Source organism: Vicinamibacteria bacterium (assembly GCA_035570235.1).
Lineage (GTDB): Bacteria > Acidobacteriota > Vicinamibacteria > Fen-336 > Fen-336 > DATMML01.
In genome coordinates, this window is the sequence record DATMML010000124.1 from 1 (window position 1) to 17956 (window position 17956).

Here is a 17956-nt window from a genome sequence, read left to right on the forward strand (position 1 = left end):
CCCCGTGAGAAGGAGGCTGCGCGGCCGGTGGGCTTCCACCGCCCGCTCCAGGCCCTTGAGGAGGGCGGTAACCACCGCGCGCTGGAAGGAGGCCACGAGGTCGCGGATCGAGGCCGGCACGCGCCCGGGATCGGCCACGGGGGGGATTCCCTCCCGGCGCACGTGGTAAAGGACAGCGGTCTTGATTCCGCTGAAGGAGAAATCGGGCTTGCCGTCCGTCATCCGGGCCACCGTGAACTCGACCGCCCGGTCGTTGGCCCCTTGGGCGAGCCGGTCGATGACGGGCCCCCCGGGGTAGCCGAGGCCGAGCAGCTTCGCCACCTTGTCGAAGGCCTCGCCCGCGGCGTCGTCGCGGGTCCGGCCGAGCAAACGGTAGGTGCCCTCCGCAGGCACCTCGAAGAGGCTGGTGTGCCCGCCGGAGACGACCAGGGCCAGGGCGGGCAGGGGGATGTCGCCGTGGGCGAGGAAGGGGGCCTGGATGTGGCCGGCGATATGGTGCACCGGCACCAGGGGCTTGCCCTGCGCATACGCGATGCCCTTCGCGGCCTGCACTCCGACCAGCAGTGACCCCACGAGCCCCGGGCCCTGCGTGACCGCCACCGCGTCCAGGGCCGCGTAGGTGAGGCCGGAGGCGGCCATGGCTGCGGCGATGACGGGACAGATGTTCTCGATGTGGTGGCGGGAAGCCAGCTCGGGGACTACCCCCCCATAGGGGGCGTGGACCGCGGTTTGGGAGGAGACGATGCTGGAGAGGATGTGCCGGCCGTCTTCCACCACCGCCGCCGCCGTCTCGTCGCAGGAGGTCTCTATGGCAAGGATGCGCAGGGGACCGCCCACCTCACCTCCCCAAGAGCGCGCGCAGGGTTTCCGTATAGGGCGCGCGCGCTATGCCCCGCTCGCAGATGATGGCGGTGACGAAGCGGTGGGGAGTCACGTCGAAGGCGGGGTTGCGCACGCGGACCCCCTCCGGGGCCAGGCGCCGGCCGCCGTGGTGGGTCACCTCCGACGAGGCGCGCTCCTCGATGGGGATGCCGTCCCCGGAGGGTGTCTCGAGATCGAAGGTGGAGGCGGGCGCGGCGACCAGGAACGGAAGGTTGTTCTCCTTGGCGAGGACGGCCAGGGTATAGGTCCCGATCTTGTTGGCGACGTCCCCGTTGGCGGCAATGCGGTCTGCCCCCACGAGCACCAAATCCACCTCGTGCGTGGCCATGAGGTGCCCGGCCGTGCTGTCGGTGATGAGGGTGGCGGGAATCCCGTCCTGCGCCAATTCCCAGGTCGTGAGGCGGGCACCTTGCAAGTAGGGGCGCGTCTCGTCGGCGAAGACGTTTCTCACCTTCCCCTGGCGGGCCGCCGAGCGGACCACCCCCAGGGCGGTTCCGTAGCCGGCCGTGGCCAGGGCCCCCGCGTTGCAGTGGGTCAGGATGCGGGCTCCCTCCGGGACGAGGCTCGCCCCCAGGTCTCCCATTCGCCGGCAGGACTCCAGGTCTTCGGCCTGGATGGCCAGGGCCTCTTCGAGCAGGGCCGCCCGCAAGACCGCTCCGCCCCGGGGAAGAGCCTCGTTGAAGCGGCGGCGCATCCGCTCGATGGCCCAGAAGAGGTTGACGGCGGTGGGGCGGGTGGCGCGGAGCTCCTCGCAGATCCCCTCGAACGCAGCCTGTAGGGAGGGGCCTTCCGCGGGGGTGCCCCGGACTCCCAGGGCCACCCCCAAAGCGGCGGCTACCCCGATGGCGGGGGCACCCCGGATGGCCATCCCCCGGATGGCCTCCGCCACCTCACGGTGGTCACGGCAGCGGAGAAAGACCTGCTCCTCGGGCAGGCGCCGCTGGTCGATCATGACCACGGCTTCGTCCTCCCAGCTCACGGTGGGGACCACTCCGGACCTCCGCAAAGCCCCATCCTAGTTCAAAAAGCCGTGGTCACCGGCCCCGGTTTGACGGGGCGGGGGGTGGGGCCTAGAATCCCCGCGCACCGCCGAGAACCCCTCCTTCGGCGTGGCGCGAGGGCCGATCCCTGAGGCCCTGCGCCCCTGATCGCCGGGAGGTCGGTCGCTCATGCCTCAAGAGAGCCTGAATCCCTTTGACGTCGCTCTACGACAGTTCGAAGCGGCCGCGGAGCTGCTCGGCCTCCCGGACGGCTTGCGGAGTCTCCTGCGGAGCCCGAAGCGACAGCTCCTGGTGTCGGTTCCCACCCTGATGGACGACGGCTCCGTCCACGTATTCGACGGATACCGGGTCCAGCACAACGTCGCGCGTGGTCCCTCCCTGGGGGGGACGCGTTACCACCCGAAACTGAACCTCGATGAGGTCAAGGCCTTGGCGGTCTGGAGCACCTGGACCGCGGCCACCGTCAACATCCCCTTCGGAGGAGCCGCGGGCGGGGTGGCCTGCGATGCTCGGAAGCTCTCCCGGGGCGAGCGGGAGAGGATGACCCGACGCTTCGCCGCGGAGCTGTCGATCCTCCTCGGTCCCGATCGCGACATTCTCGCCCCCGACCTCTACACCGATTCCCAGACCATGGCCTGGATCGCCGACACGCATTCCCTCGGCCAGGGTCATTCCGCCCTGGGGGCGGTGGCGGGGAAGCCGGCGGAGCTCTTGGGCGGAAGCCGCCCGGAGGCCGTGGCTCGGGGTGCCCTCTTCTGCATCCACGAGGCCTGCTCGCTCCTGCGCAAGCCCGTTCGCGGGGCCACCGTCGTGGTCCAAGGCTTCGGCAGCGTGGGGGCGGGCGCGGCCCGCCTCCTGCACCAGGATGGCGCCAAGGTAGTGGCGGTCTCCGACAGCCGGGGGGGCGTCTATTCGGCTCGGGGCCTGGACCTGGGCCCCCTCCTGGAGCACAAGGAGCGAACGGGCTCGGTGGTGGGCTTCAAGGGGGCGGAGCGAGTCACGGGCGAGGAGCTGATCCAGGTCAAGTGCGATGTACTGGTCCCCGCCGCCCTCGAGAGCCAGATCACGCAGCGAAACGCCAGCCGGGTGCGGGCCCGCATTCTGGCCGAGGTGGCGAGCGGCCCCACCACCCCCGGAGCGGACCGGATTCTGCGCGACCGAGGGGTGTTCTTGATCCCCGACATCCTGTGCAACGCGGGGGGGGTGATAGCCTCCTACCTGGAGCGGGCGCGGGACCTCCAGGGCCTCTGCGGGGAGGAGGCGGAGGGCGCGCGCCACCTGGAGCGGGTTATGCGGCGCGCCTTCCACGAAGTGAACGAGACCGCGAAGCGCCACAAGACAGACATGCGGACCGCGGCCCAAGCCCTCGCCGTGGGGCGCGTGGCCGAGACCACGCGTACACGCGGCCTCTTCCCCTGAGCCCGCCGCCTCGCCGGGCTCACCCGGCGTCGGTGTCCTCCACGTGCGGTTCGTTCCTCCCGCGGCGTCCGCCAAAACCTCGGCGGGGTTCTCGCCCCTCCACTCGTTCCCTGACTGGCGCCCGTCCGGGAGCGAGTCCGGCGCCCGTGCTACTATGAGCGGACGTCCAACAGGACGGCAGCCCTTGCTCGGTCGCAACCGGCTGCCGGGGGGTCGCTGACGATCGAGCGCTCCGATGTGAGTAGGGGGTACGGGCGTGATCCCTGTTGAAACGGCGTTGGAGATCGTCCTCTCTCACACGCCGACGCTGCCCACTGAAGAGGTCCTGTTGGCGGACGCCCTAGGTCGCGTTCTGGGGGAGGACGTCCGCTCCGACGTCGATCTGCCTCCTTTCGATCGCGCGGGGATGGACGGCTACGCCCTGCGCGCCGGCGATGCCGCCCACGCCCCCGCCACCCTAGAGGTCGTCGGCCAGGCCCGCGCCGGGCAGTGGCCGGAGCTGGTGCTGGCGGCGGGCCAGGCCCTGGAGGTGATGACGGGCGCGCCCGTGCCCGCGGGCGCCACCGCGGTGCAGCAGGTCGAGCACACGCGCGTCCTCGATCGCGGTCGGCGAGTCGAGATCGTGGTTGCCGTGGAAACGGGCCAGAATATCGCGCGCCAGGGGAGCGAGGTGCGGGCGGGCGACCTTGTCCTCCCGCGGGGGGAGACCCTCGACCCCGCGGCCATCGGGGTGCTGGCCGCGGTGGGCAAGGGCCGGGTCCGGGTGGGGCGGCGGCCCACGGTTTCGGTGCTGGTCACGGGGGACGAGCTGGTGGACGTGTGGGAACGGCCGAGCGGCGGCCGCATCCGAAACAGCAACGGGTATGCGCTAGTGGCGCAAGCCCGCTGGGCGGGGGCGGACGTGACCAGCTTGGCCGTCCTCCCCGACCAGGTGGACCGGATCGCGGAGGGCGTGCGCGAGGGCTTTCGCTCGGACGTGCTCATCCTCTCCGGAGGCGTCTCCGAAGGCGCCTTTGACTTCGTGGAGGAGGTGCTGGCCCGTTTCGATGTGGGGTTGCTGTTCACGAAGGTCGCCATCAAGCCGGGGGCGCCCCTGGTCTTCGGCCGCCGGGGGGACAAGCTGGTCTTCGGCCTACCCGGCAACCCCGTCTCCGCCCAGGTGACATTCGATATCTTCGTGCGCGCCGCCCTCCTTCGCTTGCAGGGAGCCCGCCAGGTCTCGCGGCCTACGGTGGAGGTCGAGCTCCTAGAGGCCGTGAAGAACCGCTCGGGACGAAAGGCCCACCTCCCTGCGCGGGTCCGATCCGAGGGGGGGCGGCTCCTGGCCAGCCCCGTCTCCTCCCGGGGCTCCGCCGACCTCGTGGCCCACGCCAAGGCCAACGCCCTCCTGGTCCTCGACGCCACGCGGACACGGGCGGAGGCCGGGGAAAGGGCGCCCGCCCTGCTCCTCGGGAATTTCCTGGAACGTGACGGCACGCCAATCTAAGGCCGCACGGGCTCCCCGCTTGAGCCACCTCGACGCGCGGGGGGGGGCGCGCATGGTGGATGTGTCGACGAAGCCCGCCACCCTGCGGGAGGCGGTGGCGCGCGGCCGCATTCGCATCGCCCCTGCCGCCCTGCGTCTCCTCCGTGCGGGACGGCTGCCCAAGGGGGGCGTGATCGAGACGGCCCGGTTGGCCGGCATCCTGGCCGCCAAGCGGACGGGGGATGTCATTCCCCTCTGCCACCCCCTCCCCCTCACGCACGTGGACGTCGACCTTCTTCCGCGGCGCGACGGCTTTGCCATTGTGGCGCGGGTCAGGACCGAGGCCCGGACGGGGGCGGAGATGGAAGCCCTCCACGCGGTCGCGGTGGCGGCCCTCACCGTCTACGACATGGTCAAGGCCGCGGACCGAACGATGGTCATTACGGACATCGTCCTCGTCAAGAAGACGGGCGGCAAGAGCGGGGAGTATCGGCGGGGGTAGACGCGCCGAGCCCGCGCGAGCCGCAGAGAGCCACCGAGAAGGTCCCGGCCGCGAACCCGGGCCGAGACTCGTGAGGGTGGGCGGACCGACTATACTCCCGCCCCATGAGGCGGATCGCCCGGCGCGCTTTGGCCGCCCTCTCTTTGCTCGTCGCCCTCGGCGGCGGGCTGTTCCTGCGCTACCGCGAGAAGCCCCTGCCGCCGGAGGTAAAGGGGACCCTTGTCTTCGTGAGCGACCGCGAGGGGGTGGACTCCCTCTACGTGAGACGACTCCCGGGGGGTGAGGAGCGGCGGCTCATCGCTACCAGTGAGCCCGTCCGCGATCCCGCCCTTTCCCCCGACGGACGACAAGTGGCCTTCGCTATGGGAGGGCGGATCGGGCTCGTCCCCGTCGAGGTGGGCGTCGCGCGCATCCTCACCCTGGGCGTCGACTGGCGGGACGCCTCCCCGGCCTGGCGGCCCAACGGCAAGGGGCTCGTGGTCTCGTGCCGGAAAAGCGACGGCGCCAACGCGGAGCTGCATCTCATCGACGACGACTCGTCGGGTGTGACGCGTCACCCCCTCACCCGGACCCGAGGACTCGACGACACCGCGCCCGTTTTCAGCCCCGATGGTTCCTTCGTGGTCTTCGTGCGCGAAGACAACCTCTTCCGGGTGGGGTTGGCCGACGGCCGCACCTCCCGCCTCACGGGGGGCTTCAAGCGGTCGCGCCGCCCTCGTTTCCTCCCTTCGGGCCGGCTGCTCTGCCTGTGGAGCGAGGGCAAGAACTACGGCATCGACGTGCTGGATGCGGACGGTAGGAACCGGGAGACCCTCTCCCAGGGCTCGGTCTACTACCGCAGCGTGGTGCCTTCCCCGGACGGGCGTTTCCTGGCCGCAACCTTCACCTTCGATCTGCGCTTTCACCCCACGCAGGCCCTGAAACTGCGCCAGACGGAAGAGGTTCACCTCCTGGACGCGCGGGGCTCCTTCCTCCGGGACCTCGAGCGGTCCTGGCGCTACGCCAGCCACTCCCCAGACTGGAGCCGCTAACGGGCATGGGTCTCTGGGGTATGATCGAAGGCCCCGCGGGAGGCGACCGTTCGCGCTCTCAGGCTCGTGGGAGGTAGCGGCGATGGCGGTCTGTCCCGAGTGCGAGGCGGACATAGAGATAGACGAGTACGACGTGGACAAGGACGACATCATCAACTGCCCCGAATGCGGCGTCGACCTCAAGGTGGTGGGCCTCTCGCCCCTCGAGCTCGACCCGGCCCCCCCCGAGGACGAGGACGAGTGGGAGGAGTGATGAAGAGCCCTACCCCTCCGCAGAAGGAAGGAGCGCTCGACCGTCTCCTGGCGGAGATGGGCTCGGTGGTGGTCGCCTTCAGCGGGGGGGTGGACAGCGCCTACCTCGCCGTGCGCGCCCACCGCGTGCTCCAGGCGCGGGCCCTGGCCGTGACCGCGGACTCCCCCTCCCTGGCCGAGGCCCAACGCGCCCAGGCCCGGGAACTGGCCCGCGACTTCGGCTTCCCCCACCGTCTGGTCAGAACCGAGGAGTTCGAGAACCCCCTCTACACCCGCAACGCCCCCGACCGCTGCTACCACTGCAAGGTCGAGCTCTTCCGTCATCTACTGCCCCTGGCCGCGCGCGAGGGCTACGCGCATGTGGCCTACGGGTTAATCGTGGACGACCTTGGCGAGTTCCGCCCCGGCCACCGGGCGGCGGCGGAGGCGGGGGTGAGGAGCCCCCTCGCGGAGGCGGGCCTCGGCAAGGCCGACGTCCGCCTCCTCTCCCAGGCCCTGGGCCTCCCCACCTGGGACCGGCCGGCCTCCCCCTGCCTCTCCTCGCGCGTCCCCCACGGCACGGCCGTCACTCCCGAAGTCCTGCGCCGCGTGGAGCGGGCCGAGGAGGGCTTGCGTGCGCTCGGTTTTTCGGAGCTGCGGGTCCGCCACTTCGGAGAGCGGGCCCGCGTGGAGATCGCGCCCCTGGAGATGGCGCGGCTCGAGGAAGAAGGGATGCGGCGGGCGGTCGAGACCGCCGTCCGCGCCGCGGGTTACGCCGAGGCCTCGATCGATCCCCTGGGCTACCAGAGAGGCCGGCTCAGCCCGGGCGCCGATGTCCTCACTCCCCCTTGAGCTTGGAGTATCATTGTCGTGATGCGATAGTTTCCTCGGAGCTGCCGTCGGCAACGCCCATCCCGGGAGGGAAGTCATGTTCAACTTGGGTTTCCCAGAAGTCGTCCTCATCCTCATCGTCTTCGTGCTGATCTTCGGGACGAGCCGGCTTCCGGAGCTGGGCAAAGGCATCGGGGAAGGCATCAGGAACTTCAAGAAGTCGCTGAGAGAGGGCGGGGAAGACGAAAAAAAGAAGACCTGAGCCGCGCTCTTGAGCGCAAGAACGGTTTCATCACCAAGGCGCACCCAACCCGGGAATCGCGCCTTTTACCACCAAAGAGGGGTGCTGGAATGAGACACTGGACCTTGTTCACCGCTCTCGTAGCCACCGTCGCTTTCGCAGGTTGCCACCCTAACGCACCGCCGCCGGCCCCGCCCGCTCCCCGGGCCGCGGCTCCCGCCGCGCCGCCGCCGGCACCGGCCCCGGCCCGGGCGCCCGAAGTGGCTCCCCAGGTGGACGAGTACGCGAAGCTGAAGGGGACGCCGGCCGACGAGATCGACCGCATGGGCCTCCTGGCCGACATTCATTTCGAATTCGACAAGTCCGACCTCCGGGAAGGCGACCGCCAGATTCTCACCAAGAACGCGGAGGTCTTGAAGCGGTTCGATTTCCTCCGGATCACGGTCGAGGGACACTGCGACGAGCGGGGCACAGTCGAGTACAACTTGGCCCTGGGCGAGCGCCGGTCTCGGGGCGCCTACGACTACCTGGTCTCCCTCGGGGTGGGGAAGGAGCGCCTGAAGACCGTCTCCTACGGAAAAGAGATCCAAGTCTGCCACGAGGCGACCGAGGAGTGCTGGGCCCGCAACCGACGCGACCGGTTCACCGTGACCGGCAAGGCCGGCGGGCACTGACAAAAAGGCTCTCGAACATCCGGCCGCGCGCCCCGCGATGGGCTGCGCTTCGGGCCGCTGCTGAGGGTTGACACCCCCGGGGCCGATGCCTTCTAATGCCCCTGTCCCTGGGAGGAGTGTCTCCGGAGCCTGAAGCACGCCCATGACTGACCAGCCCGACGCCACGTCGCTATCCCAGGCGCCCCTCAAAGAGCTCTCGGGAAGGATCGGCAAGTACGAGATCATGAGGCCCCTGGGCAAGGGAGCCATGGGGATCGTCTACCTCGCCCACGACACCGTGCTCGAGCGGGACGTGGCCCTCAAGGTCATGGTCTCCCAGATTGCGGACGACCCCGAGCTGAAACAGCGCTTTGAGCGCGAAGCCCGGGCCGTGGCCAAGATGACCCATCCCAATGTGGTCACCGTCTTCGACCTCGGCAGCCACACCGACGGCTCCCCCTTCATCGCCATGGAGCTCTTGAAGGGCACCGACCTCCAGCGAGCGGTTCGGCAGCCGCCCCCCCTGACCCTGGAACGCAAGGTCTCGATCATCGTGCAGGTCCTGGCCGGGCTCGCCCACGCCCACCAGGCGGGGATCGTGCACCGGGACATCAAGCCGGCCAACATCTTCATCAACACCGAGGGCACGGTTAAGATCATGGACTTCGGGGTGGCCCGCCTCACCACCGCCTCCATGACGGGCACCGGCAACATCGTGGGCACGGCCGACTACATGTCCCCCGAGCAGGTCAAGGGCTCCCGGGTGGACGGGCGCAGCGACGTTTTCAGCGTGGGCTGCATGCTCTACGAGCTGCTCTCGAATCGCCGGCCGTTCCACTCCGACAACCTGATGGCCATCTTCTACAAGATCACCCACGAGGAGCCCAACTTCGATGTGATCCCGGTGGGCGAGGAATACGACAGCCTGCTGCCGGTGCTCAAAAAAGCCCTAGCCAAGGACCTCGACGGCCGCTACCAGACGGCCTATGAGTTCGCGGTGGACCTTCGGGAGTGGCTGAAGGCCAACGCCACTACGCCCTCCAGCCGGCACGCGCTCGAGACCTTGGTGGACATGGAGGCGCCCCCCAGCTCGCCACCCTCGCCGTTGACCGATGGCGGGGGAGCCACCGTCATCCCCGCGGATGTGGGCGAGGTGGGCGGCTCCGGAACGAAACGGGTCCTGTCCACCCGTGGGCGTGGGGGTCCCACCAGCACGGGCGCGAGGGCCGACCCCACCTATGTGCCCGGCCGCGCCGCCCCCACTTTCCTGGCTCCCGGGCCCGCGAGCGCGGTCACCGCCAAGCCCGGCACCACCCGCTTGGGCCCGGCCGCCCCCCCGACCGTGTTCAGCCCCACCCGGCCCGAGCCGCGCCGGGCGCCCGGGGGGGGGAGCCCGATCCTCTACTCCACCCTGGGGGGAATGTTCGTCCTCCTGCTCGGCGCGGGCGGGTACATCTATTGGAAGCAGAACCAAGTGCCGCCCGCGGCGCCCCCGAGCCCGACGGCCTCCGTGCCCACCTCGATGGCGCCGCCGCCCGCCACAACCTTACCCGCGCCGCCCCCTGCGACCCCCACTACGGTCGCCTCGGTGGACATCAAGCCTCGGGGGGGCGCCTCCCTCCATCTCGCCCAGGCTCAGTTCAACGCCGGCAACTACGACCGCGCCCTCGGCGCCGCCCAGGAGGCTCTGCGGGAGGACCCCAGAAGCCCCGAGGCTCAGAAGCTGGTGGAGAGCGCCCTCAACGGCCAGAAGGCCGAGACCCATCTGCGGACGGCGGAGACGGCCTTGCGGCAGGGCAGCTACGATCAAGCCTCTTCAGAGGCGGAGGCGGCCCAAGGCCTCGCGCCCTGGGACGCGCGTGTCACAAACCTCACCTCCCGCATCCGCGAGGCCCAGGTCCAGGCCCAGCAGCAGCAGCAACGCAAGGCCCAACAGCAGGCGCTCAGCGCGGTGAACGGTCTTCTGGCCAAGGCGGACGACGCCCTGGCCACCCAGAAGTACGACGCTGCCATCAACCTCTACGACGAGGTCCTGAAGGCAGAGCCTCAGAATCAGCGCGCGACCCTTGGCAAGACCAGCGCGGTGGGAGCACGAGCGCTGACCCAGGCCGCGGCCCAGGGCGGGCCCCACTCGGCCCTCGGGCGGTCTTTCGTGGCCGGCAAGACCATGGCCCAGAGCGCGGAGACCAGACAGGGCAACGCCCCCGAGGGCTTCGAGGAGTCGGCGGGGGTTACAGTCAAGAAGGGCACGCAGCCGGCCGACCTCCCGGGCAAGATCAACTTCGAGTTCAGCCCCGGCGTGCCCAAGCCGGGGGAGAAGTACACGGCCAGCATCTCCCTCGTGAACGAGGGCCTGGCCCCCATCCAGCTCCGGGACATGATCGTCACCACCACCGTCAACGGGAAGCGCTCCCAGGGGCCGGTGCCGCCCTTGACCAAGGACGTGGCCCCCAAGCAGAAGGCGCTTCTCCTCTCCCTCCCCGACCTCTGGAAGGAGGACACCACCACCTGGACGATGGAGATCGTGGTGCACACCACCCGCGGAGAGACCTACAAGAACCAGGTGACCTGGAAGTAGACCCCGAGGGACGCTCATGACACCCTCTCGATGCGCGCTCGCCTTGGCCGTCTGGGCCCTGCCCCTCGCGACCGCGGCGGGCGACCCGCCCGTGATCGAGCACCAGCCCGTGCCCTGCACCGTGCCCGGCAAGGCGATCTCCCTCTGCGCGGCCGTGAGCGCCGACACCATGGTGGCCACCTCCCGGATCTACTTCCGGCCCGCGGGGGAGGACTTCTACAGCTTCGTGGACATGACCTTCGGGGGGATCAGCTACTGCGGGACCATGCCCGCACCCCGCGAGGGCAAGTTGAAGGTCATCGAGTACTACCTGCAAGCGGTGGACGATCAATACCAGCCCACGCGCACCAGCACCTTCCAGATGAACGTCCAACCGGAGGGGATGTGCGAGTTCCCTCCCATCGAGAAGGACGCAGGCAAGGCCGCCGCCATCAAGGTCTTCGCCACCAACCGGAAGCAGGGCAACCGAATGCACGATGCCTTCGTGACGGCCGGGGTCACCTTTGTGCCCGTCCTCGGCCGGTAGGCCGCGTCGCTTCTCCACCATCGTCCCTTTCGTTGCCCTCGTCCTCTTTCCCGTCGCCGACGCGCGGGCGGGAGCCCGCTTCGAGGTCTCGGGGACGGTGGAGGCGACGGAGAGCGAGATCGCGGTGCGGGTGAACCTCAGGAATGTGGGCGATCGCGCTACGGGGTCGGTGAGCGTCGAGGGGGAGTTCTTGGGCCGTCGTCAGGAGGGAACCCTCGACCAGGGGGTGCCCGCGGGCGAGTCGCGGAGCCTTCTCCTGCGCTATCCGCCGGAGGTGCCGCGGCGGGGCGTGCACCCGCTCACCCTCCTCCTCGACTTTGCCGAGGCCGCATCGCCGGCCAACGCCAGCCCGCCCGCCGAGAGCCAACGCGCTTTCCTTCTCCTCGCTCTGGGCGCCAACGCCCCGCCCGCGGTGCGGGTGGACGCGGCCGAGGGCCGCCTGGAAACGCGTTCGAGCCTGGCCGTGGGTCTCGAGAGCCTGGACGGCGCCTCCCACCGGGTGCGCCTCCGCGTCCTCACCCCCCACGGCTTGCGGGCGGAGAACCCGCCCGCGGATGTGGAGGTGCCGGCCGCCGGCCGCGTGTCCGTGCCCATCCCCCTTCTCCGCTCCGGCGCCCCCCGCGGCTCGCGCCAGGGCGTGCTCTTCGTGGCCGAAGCCGCCGACGGCCCCCTGGCGAGGACGACCGTGACCACGGGGGTCGTGGAGATCGCGCCCGATCCCGCCCTCATGCCGCGCTTGCGACTCCCGCTGTGGGTGTTGGCCGGGCTTCTTCTCGCGACGGCGGTGGCCCTGGAGTTCCGTCGCCGCCGCGAAAAAGCCTGAAGCCTGCCGCGCGGGAGCCTCGCGGGGAGGTCACTTTCCTAAGGGTGGCCCGTGACGCCCTGGGACGCCCGCTCTTTTTGGGGCGGGGCCTTATCTTTCCCCGCACTCGGGGGCACCGGCTGTGCTAGGCTTCCCCTCCGAATTCTTGCGGGAGGAGGTCTTCCCGCTGCGCGCTCGCTCCGGGGCGCAGCGACAACGCTCAAGGAGGGGACGCCGTGGATATTCTGAACGCCTTGTTCCGCTGGCTGCACATCCTGGCCGGTGTGGTTTGGATCGGGATGCTGTACTTCTTCAACTGGGTCAATGGGCCGTTCGCGGGCACCATGGATGGCGATACCAAGAAGAAAGTGGTGCCGGAGCTGATGCCCCGCGCCCTCTACTGGTTCCGCTGGGGGGCGGCTTGGACGTGGGTGACCGGCGTCCTGCTCCTCCTCCTCGTCTTCTACCACGGCGGGATCATGTTCGACGGGGACAGGGGCTGGAGTGCGGGCGCCGGCGTCATGGTCGCGGTGACTTTCCTCGCCCCCTTCCTCTATGACGCGCTCCACAAGAGCGGGCTCGGCAAGGACCCCAAGGTTTTCGGCGGCGTGGCCTTTGTCCTGACCGCAGTGGTGGTTGTGCTCATGGCCACCTGGGGCGGGTTCAGCTACCGGGCCTTCAACATCCACCTGGGCGCCCTCTTCGGCAGCATCATGGCCTTCAACGTCTGGTTCCGCATTTGGCCCGGCCAACAGAAGATCATCACCGCCGTGAAGGGGGGAACCGCTCCCGACCCCGCCGTCGTCGCCCTGGCCGGGGCACGCTCCCGCCACAACACCTACATGTCGGTGCCGCTGCTCTGGGCCATGATCAACTCTCACACCACGACCGTAACGACCGAAATCGGGATACCGGCAGAGTACGGGTATGTGCTGCTCCTCCTGGTGATCCTCCTGGGGTGGCACATCGTCTGGCATCTCTACAAGCGAGCCCCCAAGGTCAAGGGGTTCTAAGCTCTGGGTGGGCCGTCGGGTGCCTGGCGGCACCTCGGCGAAGCAAGGCGTGGCGGAGCACCGACCTCGGGGGGGATGGGCTCGTCCGCCCGCTGGCCGGAAACAGCGCTGCCTGCGCGCCCTAACCCCGGTGTTCCTTTCCACTTGACACGCCTTCGGGCCACGACCTATGGTGTAGCTGGGAATGGATAAACCCAAGGATTACTACCGGATCCTTGGCGTCTCCCGGGATGCCAGCCCCGGCGCCATCAAGCGCGCCTACCGCCGGCTGGCCAAGCGGTACCACCCCGACGTGAGCGCCAACGTCAGCCAAGAGGCCTTCCAGGACCTGCAAGCGGCCTACGAGACCCTGGCCGACGCGGACCGCCGCCGCCGGTACGACGAAGCCCTGGGGCGAGCGGAGCGGCTCGAGCCCCTGGCCTGGTCGTTCGTGCGGAGCCCGGCCGTGGGCGACCTCCGGCGGCCGATCCAGCCCGGCAGCCTCAGCGGCGAGATCCTCCTCACGCGGGGGGAAGCCGCCAACGGGGGCGTCCTTCCCTTGGACGTGCCCCTCACCACCACCTGCGACCTCTGCGAGGGGACCGGCGGCTACGTCTTTGACTGCGAGCGGTGCGGGGGGGAAGGAAAAGTGGAGCGGCGCCTGCCCCTCCCCATCAGCATTCCCCCCGGCGTTCGCGACGGCGAGGTCTTTCAAGTGGCGGTGGACGACCCCGGGCTACTCTCCGTCTTCCTGACCGTTCACATCCGAAGGTTCTAGCAGGTTATCATCGGCCGCACGAAGAGCGCGCCCCAAGCCGGGGGCGCGCCCATTGCTGAGCGGCGGAGACCTCGGGGGAGCGTCGCCTCGGCCTGTGCTCTCATATGGATGAAGACGGCATCCGCCGCATCGCCGCGGAGAGCATCGCCCTCAAGCAGCGCTTCTTCGAGGAGAACGCGGGGCTTTTGGTGGAGGTGGGCGGGCGCTTGTCCGAGTGCCTCCGCTCGGGGGGCAAGGTGCTGGCGTTCGGCAACGGGGGCTCTGCCGCCGATGCCCAGCACCTGGCCGCGGAGCTGGTAGGCCGCTTCCTGCGCGAACGGCCGGGGCTCCCCGCCCTTGCCTTGACCACTGACTCCTCGGTCCTCACTGCCATCGGCAACGACCAAGGTTACGAAGCGATCTTCCGCCGGCAGGTGGAGGCCCTGGGCCGCCCCGGGGATGTGGCCATCGGCATCAGCACCTCCGGCCGGTCGCCCAACGTGGTGGAGGCCCTGCGCGCGGCCCGCGCCCGTGGGCTCCTGACCGTCGGTCTCAGCGGCGGCGGGGGGGGGCGCCTCGGGGGACTCGTCCACTACCTGATCGACGTGCCCCACCACGAGACCCCGCGCATCCAGGAGGTCCACAGCGTGGTCGTCCACATCCTGTGCCAGATGGTGGAAGAGGCGATGACCCGCTGATGCGCCCGCCCCCTCGTCCACGGCGCGCCCGGCGCGTCCTCCCCCTGGACCTGGCGGGCGTGCGCACCTACCCCTTGTCCCGCCGCCGGAGCGGGGTGGCCCTCCGCGACTTCGCCCGTCCCCATGCGCGGGGCGGCACCGTGGCCGCGTTCCTGAAGGGGCTCCCCCGAATCCTGGGGGCCGCAACCCTCCGGGCGCTCGTCGCCGACATCCTCCGGGCCCGCGTCCGCCGAAAGCCCATCCTCTGGGGGATCGGGGCTCACGTCATCAAGGTGGGCCTCTCCCCGGTGCTCATCGACCTTATGGAGAGGGGGCTCCTGACCGGGCTGGCCTTGAACGGGGCGGGTATCGTCCACGACTTCGAGCTGGCGGTCGCGGGGCGGACCTCGGAAGACGTAGCCGCCGGCCTCCGGGCGGGGGAGTTCGGGATGGCCCGGGAGACGGGGGAGGAGATCAACCGCGCCATTACGGGGGGGGATGCGGACGGGCTGGGCCTGGGGGCCGCGCTCGGCCGCTACCTCGAATCGCGGCGCCCCCCCCACCTGGGGGTGAGTCTGCTGGCGGCGGCCCGCCGGCTGGGCCTCCCCGCGACCGTGCACGTGGCGGTCGGGACGGACATCGTGCACATGCATCCCTCCTGTGATCCCGCCGCCCTGGGCCGGGCAACCCATCTGGACTTTCGGCTCTTCGCCGCTCAGGTCGCGCGCCTGGGTGGAGGCGGGGTCTACTTGAACGTGGGCTCCGCGGTCCTGCTCCCGGAGGTGTTCCTAAAGGCAGTGACCCTGGCCCGCAACCTCGGGCACCCGCTCCGGGACTTCAGCACCGCCAACTTGGACTTCATCCAGTCCTACCGGCCCAACGCCAATGTGGTGGAGCGCCCCACCGCGGGCGGGGGCCGCGGCTATCGGCTCACCGGCCACCACGAGCTGCTAGTGCCGCTCCTCGCGGCGGCCCTCGTGGAGGGGCGCCGGCGCTGACCACGTCGTACCGCGCGGCGCGCTAGCGCGGAGCCCCCGCGACGCGGCCGGTGAGGGCGCGGTTCTCCCTGATCAAGAGCACGGCCGTCACCAGCCAAAGCCCGATCAGCAGGAGGTTGGTCCCCGCGAAGCCGCGGGTGTCCAAGGCCAAGAGGGTCGTGCCCACGTAGACGAAGCCCGCGGAAAGCACGTCCCCCGCCCGCACCACGAAGGTGTCCATGGCCTGCTTGGCCTTGTACTTCTCCTCCCTCCGGGTGGGCAGCCAGAGCATTTGGCGGGCGGTGTTCATCACCGAGTAGTCGGTCGCGTTCTCCGCGGTCTTGGCCCAACGGATGGTGCTCAGGAATGCGGCCCCCGTCACGATCGAGCCGTAGGCCCCCAAGGCCACGATGGGAAGGGCCAGGACCGCGCCCGCGAGGCCCAGGTGCTTGACGATCCGCGAGACGAGGAGGGCCTGGATGACGATGGCGCCGATGCTGACCCAGAAGTTGTACTCCCCGTAGAACGCGCCGATGAAGGCCTCCTCGTGAAAGTCCGGGCGCGAGGCGGAAAGGCGGGCCGCCTGCATGACCACCACCCGACCCAGGATGTACTCGCCCGTCGTGTTCACGAGGTTGAGGAGCACGATGAGCAGGGCGATGAGCCGCAAATAGTGGCTGCGGCCGATGAGGACAAAGCCGCCGGAACCAGCCTCCAGGCGGGAGGTCGGGGCGCCCCCCCGCGCCCTCCGGACGCCCTCCCGCCTCTCCACGAGGGCGAAGAGCCCCATCGAGATGACCAGGATCACGGCCGTGATCTGGAGCATGTTGTAGGCGGAGACCCCCGCCCGGAAGAGCTGGGCCGCCATCCATGATCCGACCGGGCTGCCCAGAGTGGCGCCGATGCCGATGACGGGGAACAACCGCTGGCCCACATCCGGCCGGTAGACGTCGTTGCCATAGGACCAGAACTGGGCCACGATCGCGTTGTTGAAGATGCCGACCCAGATGAAGAAGGCCACGCCCAGGTAGGGCACGCCCAGGTGAGCGCCCAGCCAGAACATCTCGATGTTCACGATGAAGAAGAGGAGCAGCCCGAAGATGAGGCGAATCCGGTCCACCTTGGACGCGAACCAGGAGTACAAGGGAATGAAGCCCATGAGCACGAGGGCCATGCCCGCGGCCGCATAGGACTTCGCCTCCGCCCCTCCCGAGGCCAGGATCAGGGGCTCGCGGACGGTCTTGGCGATGTAATAGCCGGCTAGGATAAGGAAGATGTTGGTGAGCATGAGGACGGCGGTGACGGACTCCCCCGCTTGCACGTCCCCGAAAACGCGCAGCAATCGGTCGAGAAGCCCGGCCTCGGGTCGAGGGCCAGCATCGGGCCCGGCCACGGCCGAGGTCGCCATGAGTTGTCCTCCCGAGGCCCGGGGCCGAGCGCGGGTCCACGCAGCTTGCGATTTCTATCATACCCGCTGCGCCACCCCACCGCGGGTATGGTCGCGGGCCGGAGGCCGCCGATGCCAGAGCCGGTGAGGGCGGACCTGGGCGGCCGGACCTGCCTCGTGACCGGAGGCAGCGCCGGCATCGGGAAGGCCATAGCGAGGGAGCTCGCCCGGATGCGGGCACGGGTGATCCTGGCCTGCCGCAGCGCGGAGCGGGGGGAGGCCGCGCGGCAGCAGATCGCGGGGGAGACCGCGAACCCGGAGGTGGAGGTGATGCTGGTGGACCTGTCCCGCCAGGCTTCCATCCGCGAGTTCGCCCGGACCCTCCGCGGGCGACACCCCGCGCTCAACGTGCTCGTGAACAACGCGGGGGTCTGGCTCCAGAGACGGCAGGAGAGCGCGGAGGGGATCGAGATGACTTGGTCCACCAATGTGCTCGGCTACTTCCTTCTCACCGAGCTTCTCCTTCCCGCGCTCCAGAAGGCGGCCCCGGCGCGGATCGTGAACGTGGCCTCCCAGCTGGCCAGCGACCTCGATCTCCGCGACGTTCAGTTCAAGACCCGGCCCTACGCCGGCCGCGCCGCCTATGCCCAGAGCAAGCAGGCCGACCGCATGCTCACCTGGGCCCTGGCCCGGCGACTCCGGGGGACGGGCGTCGCCGCTAACGCCATGCACCCCGGCTTCGTGAGCACGGAGCTCTTCTCCAAGGCGGGCGGCCTGCTGGGGAGGGCGGCCTCGTTCTGGGCCAAGCTCCAGGCCCGGCGGCCGGAGGAGGGAGCGGACACCGCGGTGTGGCTCGCGGCCAGCCCGGAGGTGGAGGGGCGATCCGACGCATATTGGATCGACCGTCAGGAGCGGGCCTGTCGCTTCCGTAGCCTCGCGGGGGAGGACGCGCTCTGGGATCTCTGCGAGTCGATGACCCGCCCCCGCCCGGTGTAGACTCGCCC

General features: G+C 69.9%; 19 protein-coding genes. 16 read left to right on the plus strand and 3 right to left on the minus strand.

Features of this window, described 5'->3' with window-relative positions; translation table 11 throughout:
• Together tsaD and mtnA are read right to left on the minus strand one after the other, a co-directional pair.
• Positions 1-837, minus strand: an 837-nt coding sequence (gene tsaD, locus VN461_22215) for a tRNA (adenosine(37)-N6)-threonylcarbamoyltransferase complex transferase subunit TsaD (protein HXB57493.1), incomplete at its 3' end; no start/stop codon positions are given.
• Position 838: 1 nt separating this feature from the next.
• A complete protein-coding gene (gene mtnA, locus VN461_22220) occupies positions 839-1873 on the minus strand; it encodes an S-methyl-5-thioribose-1-phosphate isomerase (GenBank protein HXB57494.1) in 1035 nt (344 codons plus the stop codon).
• Between the two features lie 178 nt (positions 1874-2051).
• On the opposite strand from mtnA, the gene VN461_22225 reads away from it, so the two are divergent.
• From VN461_22225 to VN461_22295, 15 genes are all read left to right on the plus strand, one after another.
• Positions 2052-3302: a Glu/Leu/Phe/Val dehydrogenase gene (locus VN461_22225; GenBank protein HXB57495.1), complete on the plus strand. Its 1251-nt coding sequence runs from the start codon at positions 2052-2054 to the stop codon at positions 3300-3302.
• A 256-nt stretch (positions 3303-3558) separates the two neighbouring features.
• Positions 3559-4788, plus strand: a complete 1230-nt coding sequence (gene glp, locus VN461_22230) for a gephyrin-like molybdotransferase Glp (protein ID HXB57496.1) — start codon at positions 3559-3561, stop codon at positions 4786-4788.
• 19 nt (positions 4789-4807) lie between these two features.
• Positions 4808-5269 carry a cyclic pyranopterin monophosphate synthase MoaC gene (gene moaC, locus VN461_22235; GenBank protein ID HXB57497.1) on the plus strand — a complete coding sequence of 154 codons (462 nt, stop codon included), beginning with the start codon at positions 4808-4810 and terminating at the stop codon, positions 5267-5269.
• A gap of 104 nt (positions 5270-5373) precedes the next feature.
• Positions 5374-6300, plus strand: coding sequence for a hypothetical protein (locus VN461_22240; protein HXB57498.1), 927 nt, complete (start codon positions 5374-5376; stop codon positions 6298-6300).
• Positions 6301-6382: 82 nt separating this feature from the next.
• A complete protein-coding gene (locus tag VN461_22245) occupies positions 6383-6553 on the plus strand; it encodes a lysine biosynthesis protein LysW (protein HXB57499.1) in 171 nt (56 codons plus the stop codon).
• Positions 6553-7383 (plus strand): ATP-dependent sacrificial sulfur transferase LarE, encoded by an 831-nt coding sequence (gene larE / locus VN461_22250; protein ID HXB57500.1) that lies wholly within the window; start codon positions 6553-6555, stop codon positions 7381-7383. The genes VN461_22245 and larE overlap by 1 nt, the downstream gene beginning before the upstream one ends.
• Positions 7384-7459: 76 nt before the next feature.
• Positions 7460-7624, plus strand: coding sequence for a twin-arginine translocase TatA/TatE family subunit (locus tag VN461_22255; GenBank protein ID HXB57501.1), 165 nt, complete (start codon positions 7460-7462; stop codon positions 7622-7624).
• A gap of 89 nt (positions 7625-7713) precedes the next feature.
• Positions 7714-8277: an OmpA family protein gene (locus tag VN461_22260; protein ID HXB57502.1), complete on the plus strand. Its 564-nt coding sequence runs from the start codon at positions 7714-7716 to the stop codon at positions 8275-8277.
• Between the two features lie 142 nt (positions 8278-8419).
• Positions 8420-10834, plus strand: a complete 2415-nt coding sequence (locus VN461_22265; GenBank protein HXB57503.1) for a protein kinase — start codon at positions 8420-8422, stop codon at positions 10832-10834.
• 16 nt (positions 10835-10850) lie between these two features.
• Positions 10851-11360 carry a hypothetical protein gene (locus VN461_22270; GenBank protein ID HXB57504.1) on the plus strand — a complete coding sequence of 170 codons (510 nt, stop codon included), beginning with the start codon at positions 10851-10853 and terminating at the stop codon, positions 11358-11360.
• Entirely contained in the window at positions 11338-12183 is an 846-nt protein-coding gene (locus VN461_22275; protein ID HXB57505.1) for a hypothetical protein, read from the plus strand. The genes VN461_22270 and VN461_22275 overlap by 23 nt, the downstream gene beginning before the upstream one ends.
• A 215-nt stretch (positions 12184-12398) precedes the next feature.
• Positions 12399-13175 (plus strand): urate hydroxylase PuuD, encoded by a 777-nt coding sequence (locus VN461_22280; protein ID HXB57506.1) that lies wholly within the window; start codon positions 12399-12401, stop codon positions 13173-13175.
• 184 nt (positions 13176-13359) lie between these two features.
• Positions 13360-13932, plus strand: coding sequence for a DnaJ domain-containing protein (locus VN461_22285; protein HXB57507.1), 573 nt, complete (start codon positions 13360-13362; stop codon positions 13930-13932).
• A 104-nt stretch (positions 13933-14036) separates the two neighbouring features.
• Entirely contained in the window at positions 14037-14609 is a 573-nt protein-coding gene (locus VN461_22290) for a D-sedoheptulose 7-phosphate isomerase (protein ID HXB57508.1), read from the plus strand.
• The gene (locus VN461_22295; GenBank protein HXB57509.1) at positions 14609-15586 is read left to right on the plus strand and encodes a hypothetical protein; all 978 of its coding nucleotides are present in this window, start codon (positions 14609-14611) and stop codon (positions 15584-15586) included. Before VN461_22290 ends, VN461_22295 begins: the two co-directional genes overlap by 1 nt.
• Positions 15587-15608: 22 nt before the next feature.
• On the opposite strand, the gene VN461_22300 is transcribed toward VN461_22295, so the two are convergent.
• Positions 15609-16973 carry a translocase gene (locus VN461_22300; protein ID HXB57510.1) on the minus strand — a complete coding sequence of 455 codons (1365 nt, stop codon included), beginning with the start codon at positions 16971-16973 and terminating at the stop codon, positions 15609-15611.
• A gap of 111 nt (positions 16974-17084) precedes the next feature.
• Here VN461_22300 and VN461_22305 point away from each other — a divergent pair, with 111 nt between their 5' ends.
• On the plus strand, positions 17085-17948 hold the full coding sequence (locus VN461_22305; GenBank protein ID HXB57511.1) for an SDR family NAD(P)-dependent oxidoreductase: 864 nt from the start codon (positions 17085-17087) through the stop codon (positions 17946-17948).
• Positions 17949-17956 lie beyond the last annotated feature (8 nt).